Here is a 14,097-nt window from a genome sequence, read left to right as displayed (position 1 = left end):
TATTTTTATTTATATGAATCATTGTTCATATGTTCATTATATGAATGTAACTGGGAAATGTCAAGAAATATTTGTGGGAATTTAAAAGGAGTAAATGAAATATTTTCTCAATTATAAAATGCTGCAAAAAAGACTGTTCATACAGACAAAATCCACTAAGTAATGCGCGTAAATGTGCTTCTTTCTGCCCGGATTACAGATGATACTCTGTAATCCGGCACAGTTCAAATATCTATTCTCTACATCCTATGCTTTTTTGTCTATTTATGAACAGCCCGTTCTTTTTTATTCATTATTATATATCTTTTGCAGTTTATTTTTTCGACACTGCTTGAGCTATATTATCCATTGGTATATTATCCATCGTCGGATGATCTTTTGCCTCTTTCTGCAACCCCGACTTAGACTTCTAATAGAATCTCTCCTCGCCCGGAATCGCATCCAAATGTTCCTGCCATTTCTCAGCCGGTACATCATGAACCGATACCGTCACAACCTTCGGATCCTTCTTTAATTCTTCTGATACCAGCGCTCTGACCTTCTCAGCCAGTGCTGCCTTCTCTTCCCGGCTCCGTCCCGGGTACATAGATATTGCAATGTGTGGCATGATTTTCCTCCTTTGTACTAATAGCACTCTTCCAAAATATCCAAGATTTCCGCGTGCGTCAGCTGCCGATACCCGCCGTCATTGCGGATACATGAATCAGCAATCGTTTTCAGCAGGCTCTGATCTGTGATCCCCAGTTCCCGCAGCGTCCCCGGCAAACCAATCTCATGAATAAACGCCTGCAATGCATCAATTCCGCCAAATGCCAGTTCTTCCTCATCGCCGCCATCTGGTGACATTCCCCAGACATTTACAGCAAATTTCACAAATTTCTTGATGCCGTCCCGGCAAATTCGACGATAATACGCCGGATGGATCACGCCAAGTCCCATGCCGTGGTTGCAGTCCGTGTAAGCCCCCATCTGATGTTCAATCATATGCGCCTCAAAATCACACTGTTTTCCTAATTTGATAATGCCAATCTCCGCCATCGTGGACGCCCACATCAGGTTGCTGCGCGCCTCATAATTTTCCGGTTCCCGGATCGCCACCGGCAGGTTCTCAATAATACTCCGCATCAACGCCTCCGAGATCGCATCCGAAAGATTATCCTCATCCGGTGCACTGAAATATGTCTCCATCACATGGCTGAGCGTATCAAAACCGCCCGCTGCCGTCTGGAGTGGAGAAACCGTGTAGGTATATTTCGGGTCCATCATCGCAAACACCGGATTGCAGCGCGGATAATTCCGGCTCGTCTTAATTTTCTGTTCTTCATGGGTGATTACACCCTCGCCGTTGACCTCGCTTCCAGTGCCGACCACGGTCACAATCACGCCCACCGGAACCGGCTCAAAATCAATCTCGCCCTTTTTGATCCAGTATTCCTCCCAGACGTCCTTGTCCGTCGCAGCCGCCATTGAGATCGCCTTGCTGCAGTCCATGACCGAACCGCCGCCCACTGCCAGAATCAGATCTACCTGATTTTCCTGTACGACTTTTTTCCCTTCCATCACCTTGCTGTAGGTCGGATTCGGCATGATGCCTGAAAATTCTATCACCTGTTTTCCAGCCAGCTTTAAGACATCCATCACTTCCTGATAAATGCCATTCGTCTTGATCGAGCCGCCGCCATATGCCAGCATCACCGTTTCCCCATACGGCTTCACCGCCTCCAGCAGGTGCTCTTTCACACAGCCTCCGCCAAAATAAATCTTTGTCGCATTTTCAAATGTAAACGCCCGCATCGTTCCCTGTCCTTTCTGAACCCGTTCCGGCAAATGCTTTTGCATCTGCCTGATGTTCTGCCCTCTTCTTTGTAGATATGTTTTTTTGAATCTTTATTTTGATTATTTTTCTCCTTTATCTCAGATTCATCAAATGTTCACCTATAACTCACACTAGGTTTGACAAGTTCTCTGTAAGTGTTCATATTATATCACGATTCGCATCTTCGATGCTTACCGCTGCTGACGCAGCTATCGTGATCGCCATTCGCCGTTCGCCATAAATCTGCAAGCAGCTCTCTGGCTCACTTGCGCTCATTATATCATATTACCTTTTTACATTCTATCTTTTTCAGAAATTTCACGCATATATTTTCATTTTTATGAATAAAGTTGCACAAACTTATATCTGCGTGTCATTTTTATTCCCCATCCACTTCCAAAATATTTTCCGAAATTTATGATTTCTTCACATTCCGAACATACTTTTATCACATTTTTTCGATATAGTAATACGCGTAAAGGCAAAAGACCTTTCATAATATACTTTTTCATACCTACGCCGACAGGAGTCCGTTCCTGTCGGCTCCTCCTATTTTAAGGGATATATCTACTCAAGCGGGCAGTTTCATGATAAAATAAACACACAGATAGAATCATCTCTCAAACACAGATTCTATGTTAAATTTACAATAAAAATAGCTGCATGAATCACATATATTAGGAGGAACTTCTCATGAAACACGAACTGACGCAGGAAGAAATCCTGGTTGAAATAAAAGACATTCTATCAGAATACATAGAAATCACCCGCCCGCTGACACCGGCTGACCGCCTGATCGACGATCTGGGGCTGGATTCATTTTTGATCGTATACTTTATCACAGAGATCGAAGACTGTTTCGAGATCGATATTCCGGAAACGGATTTTATCGAGCTTGTCACGGTCAAGGATCTCTGCGAACGGATTCAGCTGGAAATAAAAAAGCACTCCACTTATTAATACCAGCGTGTCATCGACAAGTCATTATTAATTCCTTTTGTAAATAAAATCTGGTGCAGACGCAGATTTTCTACATCCAGGATATAAAATCCATCTGCTGAACCACAAGAAATCATTTCCCAGAGACTTAGAACCATTACGTCCGGGAAAATATATTTTTTAATCCACGAATCGCCCGGATGTTCCTCCAGCACACTGATAAATTGCAGCAAAAACAGTCCGTTCCTTCCATCTTAACCTGAAATGGATACTCATCAAACTTTTGGTTATATCTGTCCCTGTTCTTTCAGATATGCCAGAAAACCCACACAGCCCTCCAGAACATCTTCATACGTCGCGTCAAAATCACCCGTATACCACGGATCCGCGATGTCACGGTCTGAACCTGCAAATGTGAGGAATTTATATATTTTCCCCTCTGGATCGCCTTTCAGCATCCGGTTTAAATTTCGGATATTGGCACCGTCCATACCTATGATATAATCAAATTTCTCATAATCCGCCCACGTCACCTGCCGCGCCCGGTGCGGCACCAGAGGAATTCCAACCTTCCTCAGCTTATTCACCGTCCCCCGGTGCGGCGGATTGCCGATTTCTTCGGTGCTTGTGGCGGCGCTGTCGATAAGGAAGTGGGCGGAAAGCCCTTGGGATGCGACTTTGTGGGTGAAGACGCTTTGAGCTAGGGTGGAACGGCAGATGTTGCCGTGACAGATAAATAATACTTTAATCATCTTTTTATATCTCCATTTAAGTCTTGTATTTCTTCTCAAACGCTTGATATTTCAGGGTTTTCCGACTTTTGAGTTTTCCTTTCTTTTCAAGGTATCTTCTCAAATCTTCTCGTATTTTCTTGTGTTTTTCCCTGCAATCTTGGTAAATCCGTTGGTAAAGCAAGCGTCCTTACCAACGGGCTTTTTTAACTATTCGCTATCCGATATACTTCTTCCTTTGCATCATCAAAATTCACATGGGTGTAAGTGTTCAAGGTTACACTGATGTCTGCGTGACCCATGATATACTGCAAGGTTTTCGGATTCATCCCGGATTTTGCCATATTAGAGCAAAAGGTGTGTCTGCATACATGAGGGGTAACTTTCGGCATCTGGATACGGTAAATCCTGTTGTATTTCTGAATGATATGCTCCATGTACTTCTCCCAGTGAAGGGCAACCATCGGCATATCGTTTTTATCCAAAAATAAAAATCCAGCGTATCCTTCCACCATCGGTTCAACTTTTGGTGTCTTTCGGTTGGCAATAATTCTGCGAAAACACGCTGCGACAGCTTCCGTCATCGGCACATAGCGAATACCTTTGTCAGTTTTTGGTTCTTCAATTACATACTGCATCTGTGCAGTACGCTGTAACTGATGGTCTACCTTAATACGCATTTCTCCAAACTCAATCTCCGAAATCGTCAGCCCACAGAACTCTGAAATACGAAGCCCTGTGTGAAAAAGAATATAGATTGCATCATAGTATCTGCTGAAATGCTTATCCTCCTGAATAAACTTCAGCAAATCTCTCTGCTGCTTTCGGGTAATCGCTTCTCTGGTAACAGAATCATTAACAATGACGGATGCCAGCTCAAATTCAAATGGATTTTTGCGAAGCAGGTCATCATCTACTGCCATCTGAAATGCTGGTCTGAGAACTCCCCGGATCGAATGAATGGAACTGTATCCTCGTCCATCAATTTGTTGGAGCTTAATCAACCATGCCTTTGCGTCTGACAAACGCACCTTATCAATTCGCAGATTCCCAAAACTCTCTTTTTTCAGCATATTGATGACCGTTTTATATCCGGCAACCGTATTGTGACGAACTCCTGTTTTCAATGAAACATACTTTTCTACCAGTTCCAAAACAGTATAGTTGCCACCGTTGGTTACGATACGGTCAAACAAATCCGCTTCAATCTGTTTTTCTTTCTCACGCAGGGAAGGCTCCCGCTTCTTCCCTTTTGGCATTGGGTCATTCTTGTCCAAACGCCAACTGTATACATTTTTCTCTTTTCCGTCCTCATCAATATAGCGGAACCGATACCTCCCATCTTTACGCTGGTACTCGCCCTCTCGCAAAATCCGATTACGGTTATCTCGTCTTTTCTCACTCATCGTGAACTCTCCTTTCAAAAAAGAGAGCCAGACTTGCGCTCTTATCATAGCACAAATCCAGCTCTCCGCATAGTTATATCATGTGAAATCGGTAAATCTGTCAGCTCTGTTTACACAGCAGTAGCCTGATCCAGATACCTCTCAAATTTCTCACGCTTAATGAGGGCACGATTGCCGTTCATCACATAAAAATCCTCATTGGGATGTGTGTCAATAAGCGTTCTCAATTTTCCTTCGCCGATATGATAATATCTGGCTGCTTCCTCAATGGTAAGCGTATATCTACGCCACACCGGAATATCCGAGTAATTTTTTCCTTCAATATTCATCTTATTATTCGCCATAGGCAGTTATCCTCCATACATGAAAATAGCCAGACAGAGGGTGTCGGCAACGAAGTCCGGCAACGGGCTTCAAAAGACCTTGCAAACAATCTCAATCTGGCGGTGGTTACTATTTATACTTTTCTTTTATTTTTCTGTTGTTTTGGTTGTCATAGGGGAGAAAAGCCGATAGTTTCGGGATTTTCCCCGGCAACCGGCTCGGCAACGGGATAGCAACAGGGGATGCAACGGGCTGTCATTTTCAGAATGGAAGCTCCATCGGTTCTGTGACCTCCACAAAACCGTCCATCGTTTTTTCAGACGGGTTGCCGGAGTCCGTTGCCGGGTTTTCACGCTCCCAGCCCTTTTGTCTGCCATATTCTGAAAACATTCTTGGGTTCGGGAAGTACCGCCAGCCAGAAATGCACTGGTTCATAATCTCGTTGATTTCCCGGATTTCCCATTGCTTCGGCTCGTCAAAGGCATGGTTCAAGGCTTCCTTATAGAGCTGCTTGGAGCAGACCATGCTCCCGGTGTACTTATCAAGATACGCCTGTATCATCCCGGCTTTGGTGTCCTCCGGCATAAAATCCCGCTGGTGTTCTTTGAGATACCGCTGCATGGCAGGGCTGAAAGCCAGCTTGAACCTGCCGCTTCTGTAAATTTCCATCGCTTCTGCCCACATCTGCTCGATATAGGCTCTGGAAGCGGCTTCGTCCTCCAAAATGTGAACCTCGGCTTGCTCCGGGTACACCATGACGGGGATAAAGCGGCGGTTGCCGGAACGGTCAAGGGGCAGGAAGTCAAGGGCATTGGAAGTGCCGCCAAACACGCACTGACGGGGGCGGTCTGCTGGGTGGGTTTCATAGGGTATCTTGTAAACCTCTTTCTGTCGGCTTAAAAATGACTTGATTTCCTCAATGCTCTTGGCGTTGGCGGTTGCCATCATTTCCGACATTTCGATAATCCAGTGACCTTGCAGCTTGCGGTACACATTGTCATCGTCCAGCTTCCGCAAATCATCGGAGAACCACTCGTCCCGGACTGCCAGCAGACGGAAGAAAGTGGACTTGCCAGCCCCCTGACCGCCGACCAGACAGAGCATGATTTCAAACTTGCACCCCGGCTGAAAGGCTCGTGAGATTGCACCCAGCAGGAACAGCTTCAATGCTTCATAGGTGTAATCGTCTGCGTCAGCCCCCAGAAAGTGCCGCAGGCAGAAGCGGATTCGCTCTGTCCCGTCCCACACAAGGGAACTTAAATAATCCCGGATGGGGTGGTACTTGTTTTCATTCGCCACAATCCCGATGGCGTTATCAATCTTTTTCTCATTGGTAAGCCCGTAGGTTTCTTCCAGATAGAGAAGCAGATACTTCATATCTGTATCGTTCAGGGCGGTGCTTTCCCTGTGGAAGCCGATGGGCTTTATGATGTCCTTGCGGTCAGTCAGGATGTTGTATGCGATAGCCCCGGAAAGCAGCGGGTCACGCTGGAATACAGTCAGGCAGTTCCGTATGCTCTGACGGACACCGCCTTTCTCGGTAGTTTCCAGCCCCTCCTTGATTTCCTCAATGCTCTGGGGTGGCTGCATGGCGTTCATGGTGTTTTTTAGTTCTTGCTGCGTCTGCGGCGGCAAGCTCTGCCATTCGCTGTTCAAGCTGTATCACATCCTTTCCGTAGTCCGTAATCAAAGCCGCTTTTTCCTCTGTTTCCCCGAACAGCAGCACATCCAGCAGATACTCCACTTGGTCTTGCTTCTGTAAGGCTTCTATAAACCGGGGATGAAAGGCTTCCTCCGGGGAGTGTGGGGCGTAGTCCGTTCTCCATGCCCGAAGCAGATGGAGATAATCGGCAAGAATACGGAAGCAGCGGTTCTTTGCTTCCTGAAACTGTTCCTCCGGGGATTTCTGCCGGGGCTTTGGCTTTTTTTCCTTTCCCGGCGGTTTCCAGTCCTCATAGGAAAGCCCGAAGTCCTGTGCCAGCTGTACGGCGGCTTCTTTCTTTCTCAGCCCATACAGGGTGGCGGCAAAATCAATCACATCCCCATCCGCACCGCAGCCGAAGCAGTGGTAACGCCGATCCAGCTTCATGCTTGGGGTTTTATCGTTATGGAACGGGCAGCAAGCCATCCCGTTCCGACCTACATGGATTCCATAATGCTCCGCAGCCTGTCTTGTTGTGACGGACTGCTTCACAGCTTCAAATACATTCAAATCTATCCCTCCTTGAAAAAAGAAAAGCACCTGACATTCTCTGATTGAAAATGGCAAGTGCCTGTTAAAGTTCCATATCCTGTTGTCTGTGTTTCGTCTGTTCCTGGGCAGTTCTTTGTGCTTTTTTCTCGTCTGTCTTATCCTGCAAGACTTCCTTGATGGGCTGCTTCTTGGGCGGCTCTTTGCTTTCCTCTGTGCCGGGGGTGGCTTTCTGTACCCAGTAGCGGATATCCCGCAGCTTCTTCAAATCCTCCTGCACCTCTGTCAGCGGTACTTTCAGCTCTGCGATTTCGCTGAGAAGTTTTTCCTGCTCCTGTTGCAGTTCCTTTTGGGTGCTGTCCTTATCGTCCGGGTGCTTGGCAAGGTAGGCGGCGGCTTTCGCATACCGGGCGACCTCCGGGTGTTCCTGTTTGAATTTCTCCTTTGTTTTCTTGAAAAATATCTTCTGGTACTTCTCATAGACAGGCTTACATTCCTTGCAGTCTGTCCGGCTGGCAAGAATCCCGTCAATCACTTTGCTGCGGGCTTCCTTTGGCTTCATCTGATTGCGGTAATCTGCGGCTGATTTCCCGGAAGATTCCAGAAATACTTCTAAGTCCTCCACAGTAGAAAGCCCCTTTTGACGGAGATAGGACAGGGCTTCGCTGACTGCCTTTAAGTCCTGTGAAGTCCCCCGGTTCTGTCCAGCCCTTGTCCAGTCCTTCCGTTCTTCCTTTCGTATCTCCATATACTTCATCAGCAGATTGGGAAGAAGTGTCGCTTCCTCCGCCGCTTTTTGTGCAAGCAACTCCTTCCGTTTTTCTCCCAGCTCGGCAATCCAGCCTTTGAGGTTGTGGATAAGCTGCCGGATGGACTTCATCAGGCGGTTGGCGGCTCTGATTTCCCGGTTCAGGTTTCCGATATTCGTCTGGATACCACGCTTTTCCATCTGCCGGACAGCCGCTCCCTCATGGACAGTGGGGACTATATCAAACCCCTGTCTGGCATAGGAACGCAAGTCCACACGCTCCGGGCGGTCATTGGCTTCCAGATAGCGGTTCTGGATGACCTCCCATTCATGCCGCCAGATTTCACAATATTTCTGGTCGTTCCAGTCCACCGTATCCTCCTTGTGGCTTTTCCACCTGCCAGATGGCAGCTTTATCCGTTCCCCATTCTCGTCAAGGTCATAAACCTTGCGGCTCTTGGGAAGCCATTTCCCATGTTCGTCCATTGCCCTCATAGTGAGCATGACATGGGCGTGGGGATTGTGTCCCGGCGGATGAGGGTCATGGATGGCAAAGTCAGCAATCATGCCTTTGGAAACAAACTGCTTCTGGCAAAACTCCCGGACAAGGACAGCATACTGGTCGGGCGGTATCTCTCTGGGGATGGTAAGCACCCACCGCCTTGCAAGCTGGGAGTTCCATTGTTTTTCCACCGCTTCGGCGGCGTTCCACAAAGTATTGCGGTCTGCATATTCCTGTGGGGCATTAGGTGGGAGCAGGATTTCATTGTGGACGATACCACGCTTTTCCGGGTAGTGCTTCACTTGCTGGTCATATTCACAGAACAGTTTTTCGCCACTCTGGTAAGCAGCGGCGGCAACCGCAGACTGCCGCTGGCTGCGCTGAACAATCGTGATTTCGTTGTGTGGACAGGGCATTTTGTATCCCTCCTTTCGCTAATTGGTGGATGGGGTGGCGTTTTACCACCTCATTTTGGGCAGAAAAAAGCAGGAGACCTTTTTCAGATTTCCTGCTCGGTGCGCCGCTGTGTTGGCGGCGGGTATTTAGTTGTAAAAGTTCGGGGCAAGTTGACCCGATGTGTGGGTGGCAAACTTGAATTTATTTTGGCAAATCATCTTCCGCTTTAAAATTCACATTACTGTCATCGATCGAGATTGTGATCGTGTAGTTATAGATTATACCATCTTCTGTTTCCAGCTTAAATGTTACCGCACCACCTCCGAGATACTGAAAATCAGGTTCGTCAGACATTCTTGCATATGTGCCATACTGTTGAAAGTATCCGTCTGCATCAAAGAACGCAACATTGCTTGTTTGCTCCTTATCGTTCCGGAAGAGTACTGCACCAACACGGTCACTAGCATGATCTGGAATTAAAACACAGTCTATGTATTCCCAATCTGTTTCTTGCACAAGAGAGAACATCGACACAATATCTTGTTCAGACCAGATTTTTCCTCCATTCAGATTACTGATATCTGTATTCTGAACCGGATTGCTGGCAGAATCTGATGTTTCTGGCATGGCGTCTTTGCTGCTGCAGGCGGACATTCCTAATACACAAACCGTCATGAAAATAAAAAGCAATGCTCTCTTCATATGAACACCTCCTCAAATTCCGATTTTTCGTTCTCTGCGACTTCCCAATAAACGGGAAGTTGGTTACTTCTTGTAATTCATTTTCTTACTTAATACCCCAAACAAAGCCAATAAAAATATTCCAATTCCAAGCAATACGCCAGCCACTTTCATTAATTCATTGTTTGTATACTCTGTATCCGGAAGAATCCCATACTTGTAATAAGAATAACTAACATGGTCTGTGGTATATGCAGCTATGGAATCTCCTACATTATATTCCGAATATACAAATCCCGGTACTTGCATTCGCTTGTGATAATCATTCACTTTTCCATTGTTGTAGTAGAAGAAATAATTCCGAGATATCGTATCAGCCGAAGCAGCTTCAGCCCTTTTACCTGTAATCACAATATCCTCCATATAGTAATCTTCTCCCAGTACCATCTCTTCCATTTGTGTATTAAATGCTTTAGATGTCAAAAGTATATTTATCCAGACTGTAATGAAAGCTATACTTAAAATAATGAAACAAATCCAAAACAAAATTTTCTTTTGATTTCCAGTTAATATTTCTTTTGGTTCTTGGTGCTTAACCAATTTATTACTCATTCCATAATACCTCTAAAGTACTTTTTTCTTCTTCCTTCCCTTCGTCCAAGAAGTGTATCTCACTCAAAGAACTCGGTCAATCCCGATTTGTTGTCATCTTCATTATACTTCATTGGCTATCGAAAAGATAGCATATTTTATGAAACTTGTCGGCTGGGAACAGCTTGTAGCGCAAGGTGTCCCCAGATGGCAAGTCCACAAAAGGGTAGCTGGCGGCAGCCAGCGCAGGGGAAGTGTAGCGTCCCCTGTATGATTTGGAACAGACCATGACTGCGGAAAATCACAGCCCTCCGACGAGGAGCCTTCGGAGAACGCAATGCACCAACTTTTGGGTGGTGTATAATTGCGCCCTTAGTAAACTAAGGGGTTTCCGGCTTCTCCCGTTCCAGCAGTTTTTTCAATAGTTCCTGCGTGTCCTGCCTGTGAAAAATGAGTTTCAACAACAGCATGACATCATCATCTGTCAGGCGTTCCGGCTCTTGCAGAAAACTTTCCAGCATACCGCCACGAGTACAGAGCCGGTGCGTCCGTTCCTTTCGGGTAAGCTGCTTTAACTGGTGCTGCAATGCCTTTTCATCATTGATGGCTTTCCGCAGTTTCTTTTCGCTTTTCTCCAACTCCCGGTTGAGCTTTTCCAGCTTTGAGGTATCAGGCAAGGGCAGCGTCCTCCTTTCCCGGTATCAGCACATAAATCCTATTTGGTTCTCCAACGCCCTGACGCATCCGCATGATAAGTCCGGCGTTTTCCAGTTCATTCAAAGAACGCTTGACCGTCATAGAGCTGCGGGACAGGACTGCGGCAATGGCTGTGACAGGGAAGCAGACAAACAGGATTCCGTTCTCGTCCTCCTGCCCATTGGATAGCATAGCGTCCAGCATCCGGCAGTACATGACCTTTGCGGTGCTGCTGATTGGAAACCCTGTCAACGCTCTTGGAAAAGCCATACAGGGCGGCAATGGTGTGTCTATCGTCATAAATTCAAAATTCATTCGGTGTGTTCCTCCTTTTTCTTTGCTCGTTTGGATAAATAACGGGGGCAGTCAATCACAACCGCCCGGAAGCTCTGCTTGCACCCATGCTGGCATTTCCGGCATAATTCGTTGTAAGTGACACGCCCCCGGTCATTGAGGTAAAAAGAAAGCTCATGCTTCCTCTTTTTGCTCATTCTCGGCATATTGCGCTTCCTCCCGTTTTAGTGTATGGTTTCGGGGCGATTTTCGGTAAAATTACAGCCATAGAGCCGCTTAAAATCTCCCGAAGTATCAGCGATAGGGTAGACTGTCCCCCTATCAGATTGTTGTGTTTCGGTATCATTTCGGTGTCAGTTCGCCAGTTCTCCCCGGTGTCGTTCCTCCCCTGAATCTCACAGCGGCGTATCGCTCCCTTTGGTACGCTCGTTTCGGTCAGGGTTCCTCCACATTCCTGCCAAAAGTCATGGCACTACATCGCCGGGGAAGCATATCCCACACAGGCTGGTCATTCGATTGGATTTGATCCATCGATGAACTACCTGTATCATAGAACATTTTTGTGCCCTGTGCCGTATGTCCACAAAGTAGGAATTAGGGGTAAAAATCAGAAATTTCCACGATTGCGGAATTGATATGGTATAATCAATTCAACGGTTATAAATGTCGTCAGAAAGGGGGAACTGCTTCAATGAACGGAGCTACTACAATACAGGAACGGCTAAAAGATTTACGATTAAACAAAGGATTAAAACTGGAAGAACTGGCAGAGCAAACGGGTATTTCAAAATCGGCTCTTGGCAGTTATGAAAAAGATGACTATAAGGAAATCAATCATGGCAACCTTATCCTGCTGGCAGATTTTTATGGGGTGTCCCTCGATTATCTCTTTTGCCGGACAGAGAACCGGGCGGAGATCAACACGCCATTAAGGGAGCTGCATTTGAGTGATGAGATGGTAGCACTTCTGAAAAGCGGTCGGATTAACAACCGTCTGCTGTGCGAACTTGCCACCCATAAGGACTTTATCAAGTTTCTTGCGGACATTGAGATTTATGTGGATGGGATTGCCACCATGCAGATTCAAAACCTCAACGCCCTTGTCGATACCGTCCGGCATGAAATCATTGAACGGTATCGCCCCGGCGAAGATGACCCCCATTTGAAAGTGTTGCAAGCCGCCCATATCAGCGATGATGAATATTTCAGTCACATGGTACGGGATGACCTCAATCTCATTATCCGGGATATTCGGGAAGCTCACAAAAAGGACAGTGAAAGTGCACCCCAGACCACCGTTGCCGATGAACTGAAAGAAAATCTGGAAGCGGTCGAAAATTTCAAGGGCAGCCGGGATGAAAAGCTCGTTGTACTTTACTGCAAACAGCTCGGCATCAACTATAAAAATCTGTCAGATGAAGAATTTCGCTGGCTGATTCGGATTCTCAAAAAATCAAAGAAAATGGGAACGCCTATCAGCCAGAGGAAAAAACGATAAAGAAAAACCGCTGTTGCATGGTTTGTTGGCTTCCATGTAGCAGCGGTTTGTGCTGGGGTTATTCAGTTAAGTTTTCAGAGTGGAAAACTGGAAGTTACAGCACCATTTTCCATAACAATGATGAAATAAATGGTTGAAGGAAGAACATAATAAGTGCTACCGATACACATATTATGTAAAAGTCACCCATTTTTGAATTTGAAAAGATTCGCTTCGTAAAATTATCAGTTATCCTATGTACAATAAAATATCCAATTATAGTACCAACAGTATTTGTAATAATATCGTTTATATCACTCGTTCTAAAAGTAAAAATCTGTGATATTTCAATTAAACTTGTAACTATAAATCCCATTAAGGCAATATTTTTAATGTTTCTAAATTTATCCCACAATATCGGCAAAAAGAAACCAAATGGAACAAATAAAAGTATATTCAAACAAGCATTAATGAAATCCGAAACCATATCCAAAAACGGGATAATGTTCACTGCAAAATCAATTTTCAGAGATGCTATATTAGGAAAGCCTACAAGTGCTAAGACTGCAGTAAAATAAAACCCAAATACCATATAAATAATAGTTCGTTTCCAGCTATGAAAACATAACTTGTTATATATGCACCAAATAGGAATTATAAAAACAGCTGCCGCAACAATTTCGATAAGTGCACTATATATTCTATACACGTTTTTCTACCTCCAAAACTTCTAATTTGTCATAATCATTCTACGCGTGTTTTCCCAATAACAATGTAAAACAACGGTATCATTATAATCATTGCTGCTATGATATGTACATATATGAAACTTTGTGTTCCTGTAACAAGAAACAAACTTGTTATTGTATAATTCCATAACCAATGAAATCCTGTGGGCATCCAAATACTCTTTGTAGTGTAAAACATTTCATTAGCAAATATTCCATATAGAAAAGGAAAAATAAACATTACCAGAACAGAAATATTATCGGTATTAAAAATATGTGGTAGTGTAAAAATAAGTGCAGCTATTACGCAACTCAAATACTTATTTTTACATTTTTGCAGCAACAGCCCAAAAATAATTCCTCTAAAAATAACTTCTTCAATAAAGGACACGAAAAAGTAAAATATGAATTTCCCTTTATGATTCATCAACAGTGATAAAAAATCAGTGTCTTGAAGAATTATATTTGATTTGACTGATGAATAAACTATAAACAATACAATGATTGGCATTATAGCTCCAACTGCAAAATTCAGAAAGTCTATTTTTCTAAAATATAACCCTATGCTTTTTAACAT

The 14,097-nt window shown here is 44.9% G+C and carries 17 protein-coding genes and 1 pseudogene; 2 read left to right on the top strand and 16 right to left on the bottom strand.

The genetic code is table 11. From position 1 onward, the window contains the following. Positions 1–409: 409 nt before the first annotated feature. Both DWY89_RS07785 and DWY89_RS07780 read right to left on the bottom strand, forming a co-directional pair. Entirely contained in the window at positions 410–607 is a 198-nt protein-coding gene (locus DWY89_RS07785; protein ID WP_118524572.1) for a tautomerase family protein, read from the bottom strand. 17 nt (positions 608–624) lie between these two features. Beyond that, entirely contained in the window at positions 625–1,794 is a 1,170-nt protein-coding gene (locus DWY89_RS07780) for an iron-containing alcohol dehydrogenase (protein ID WP_118523333.1), read from the bottom strand. Positions 1,795–2,509: 715 nt separating this feature from the next. On the opposite strand from DWY89_RS07780, the gene DWY89_RS07775 reads away from it, so the two are divergent. Beyond that, entirely contained in the window at positions 2,510–2,776 is a 267-nt protein-coding gene (locus tag DWY89_RS07775) for a phosphopantetheine-binding protein (RefSeq protein WP_118523316.1), read from the top strand. Here the strand turns inward: DWY89_RS07775 and DWY89_RS07770 are convergent. From DWY89_RS07770 to DWY89_RS07705, 12 genes and pseudogenes are all read right to left on the bottom strand, one after another. After that, positions 2,773–2,997, bottom strand: a pseudogene (locus tag DWY89_RS07770) (SAM-dependent methyltransferase); the annotation flags it as partial. The gene DWY89_RS07775 and the pseudogene DWY89_RS07770 sit on opposite strands and share 4 nt — an antisense overlap. A 45-nt stretch (positions 2,998–3,042) precedes the next feature. After that, positions 3,043–3,507: a low molecular weight protein-tyrosine-phosphatase gene (locus DWY89_RS07765; RefSeq protein WP_118523318.1), complete on the bottom strand. Its 465-nt coding sequence runs from the start codon at positions 3,505–3,507 to the stop codon at positions 3,043–3,045. Positions 3,508–3,692: 185 nt separating this feature from the next. Next, the gene (locus DWY89_RS07760) at positions 3,693–4,892 is read right to left on the bottom strand and encodes a site-specific integrase (RefSeq protein WP_066562017.1); all 1,200 of its coding nucleotides are present in this window, start codon (positions 4,890–4,892) and stop codon (positions 3,693–3,695) included. A gap of 110 nt (positions 4,893–5,002) precedes the next feature. Next, complete coding sequence (locus DWY89_RS07755) at positions 5,003–5,236, bottom strand: excisionase (RefSeq protein ID WP_016218019.1); 234 nt, start codon at positions 5,234–5,236, stop codon at positions 5,003–5,005. Positions 5,237–5,477: 241 nt separating this feature from the next. Continuing rightward, entirely contained in the window at positions 5,478–6,815 is a 1,338-nt protein-coding gene (locus DWY89_RS07745) for a virulence-associated E family protein (RefSeq protein ID WP_118524571.1), read from the bottom strand. Further along, a complete protein-coding gene (locus DWY89_RS07740; protein WP_117510821.1) occupies positions 6,784–7,428 on the bottom strand; it encodes a CHC2 zinc finger domain-containing protein in 645 nt (214 codons plus the stop codon). Before DWY89_RS07740 ends, DWY89_RS07745 begins: the two co-directional genes overlap by 32 nt. 64 nt (positions 7,429–7,492) lie before the next feature. Beyond that, positions 7,493–9,073, bottom strand: coding sequence for a MobQ family relaxase (mobQ, locus tag DWY89_RS07735; protein ID WP_118524570.1), 1,581 nt, complete (start codon positions 9,071–9,073; stop codon positions 7,493–7,495). Positions 9,074–9,254: 181 nt separating this feature from the next. Beyond that, positions 9,255–9,755, bottom strand: a complete 501-nt coding sequence (locus tag DWY89_RS07730; RefSeq protein WP_002594812.1) for a hypothetical protein — start codon at positions 9,753–9,755, stop codon at positions 9,255–9,257. A 63-nt stretch (positions 9,756–9,818) separates the two neighbouring features. After that, positions 9,819–10,346 carry a hypothetical protein gene (locus DWY89_RS07725; protein ID WP_029471585.1) on the bottom strand — a complete coding sequence of 176 codons (528 nt, stop codon included), beginning with the start codon at positions 10,344–10,346 and terminating at the stop codon, positions 9,819–9,821. A 359-nt stretch (positions 10,347–10,705) separates the two neighbouring features. After that, on the bottom strand, positions 10,706–11,002 hold the full coding sequence (locus DWY89_RS07715; RefSeq protein WP_002594808.1) for a DUF3847 domain-containing protein: 297 nt from the start codon (positions 11,000–11,002) through the stop codon (positions 10,706–10,708). Continuing rightward, the gene (locus DWY89_RS07710) at positions 10,995–11,336 is read right to left on the bottom strand and encodes a DeoR family transcriptional regulator (protein ID WP_118524206.1); all 342 of its coding nucleotides are present in this window, start codon (positions 11,334–11,336) and stop codon (positions 10,995–10,997) included. The genes DWY89_RS07715 and DWY89_RS07710 overlap by 8 nt, the downstream gene beginning before the upstream one ends. Continuing rightward, positions 11,333–11,521, bottom strand: coding sequence for a hypothetical protein (locus tag DWY89_RS07705; protein ID WP_002304353.1), 189 nt, complete (start codon positions 11,519–11,521; stop codon positions 11,333–11,335). The genes DWY89_RS07710 and DWY89_RS07705 overlap by 4 nt, the downstream gene beginning before the upstream one ends. Positions 11,522–12,006: 485 nt before the next feature. On the opposite strand from DWY89_RS07705, the gene DWY89_RS07695 reads away from it, so the two are divergent. After that, positions 12,007–12,813 (top strand): helix-turn-helix transcriptional regulator, encoded by an 807-nt coding sequence (locus DWY89_RS07695; RefSeq protein ID WP_006573790.1) that lies wholly within the window; start codon positions 12,007–12,009, stop codon positions 12,811–12,813. 94 nt (positions 12,814–12,907) lie between these two features. Here the strand turns inward: DWY89_RS07695 and DWY89_RS07690 are convergent, their stop codons facing one another. Further along, positions 12,908–13,501 (bottom strand): VanZ family protein, encoded by a 594-nt coding sequence (locus tag DWY89_RS07690; RefSeq protein WP_118468460.1) that lies wholly within the window; start codon positions 13,499–13,501, stop codon positions 12,908–12,910. Positions 13,502–13,536: 35 nt separating this feature from the next. Beyond that, positions 13,537–14,097, bottom strand: a complete 561-nt coding sequence (locus DWY89_RS07685; protein WP_118468462.1) for a CPBP family intramembrane glutamic endopeptidase — start codon at positions 14,095–14,097, stop codon at positions 13,537–13,539.

This window comes from Clostridium sp. AF27-5AA (genome assembly GCF_003478415.1).
Lineage (GTDB): Bacteria > Bacillota > Clostridia > Lachnospirales > Lachnospiraceae > Otoolea > Otoolea fessa.
This window is presented reverse-complemented; position numbering and strand designations above follow the sequence as displayed.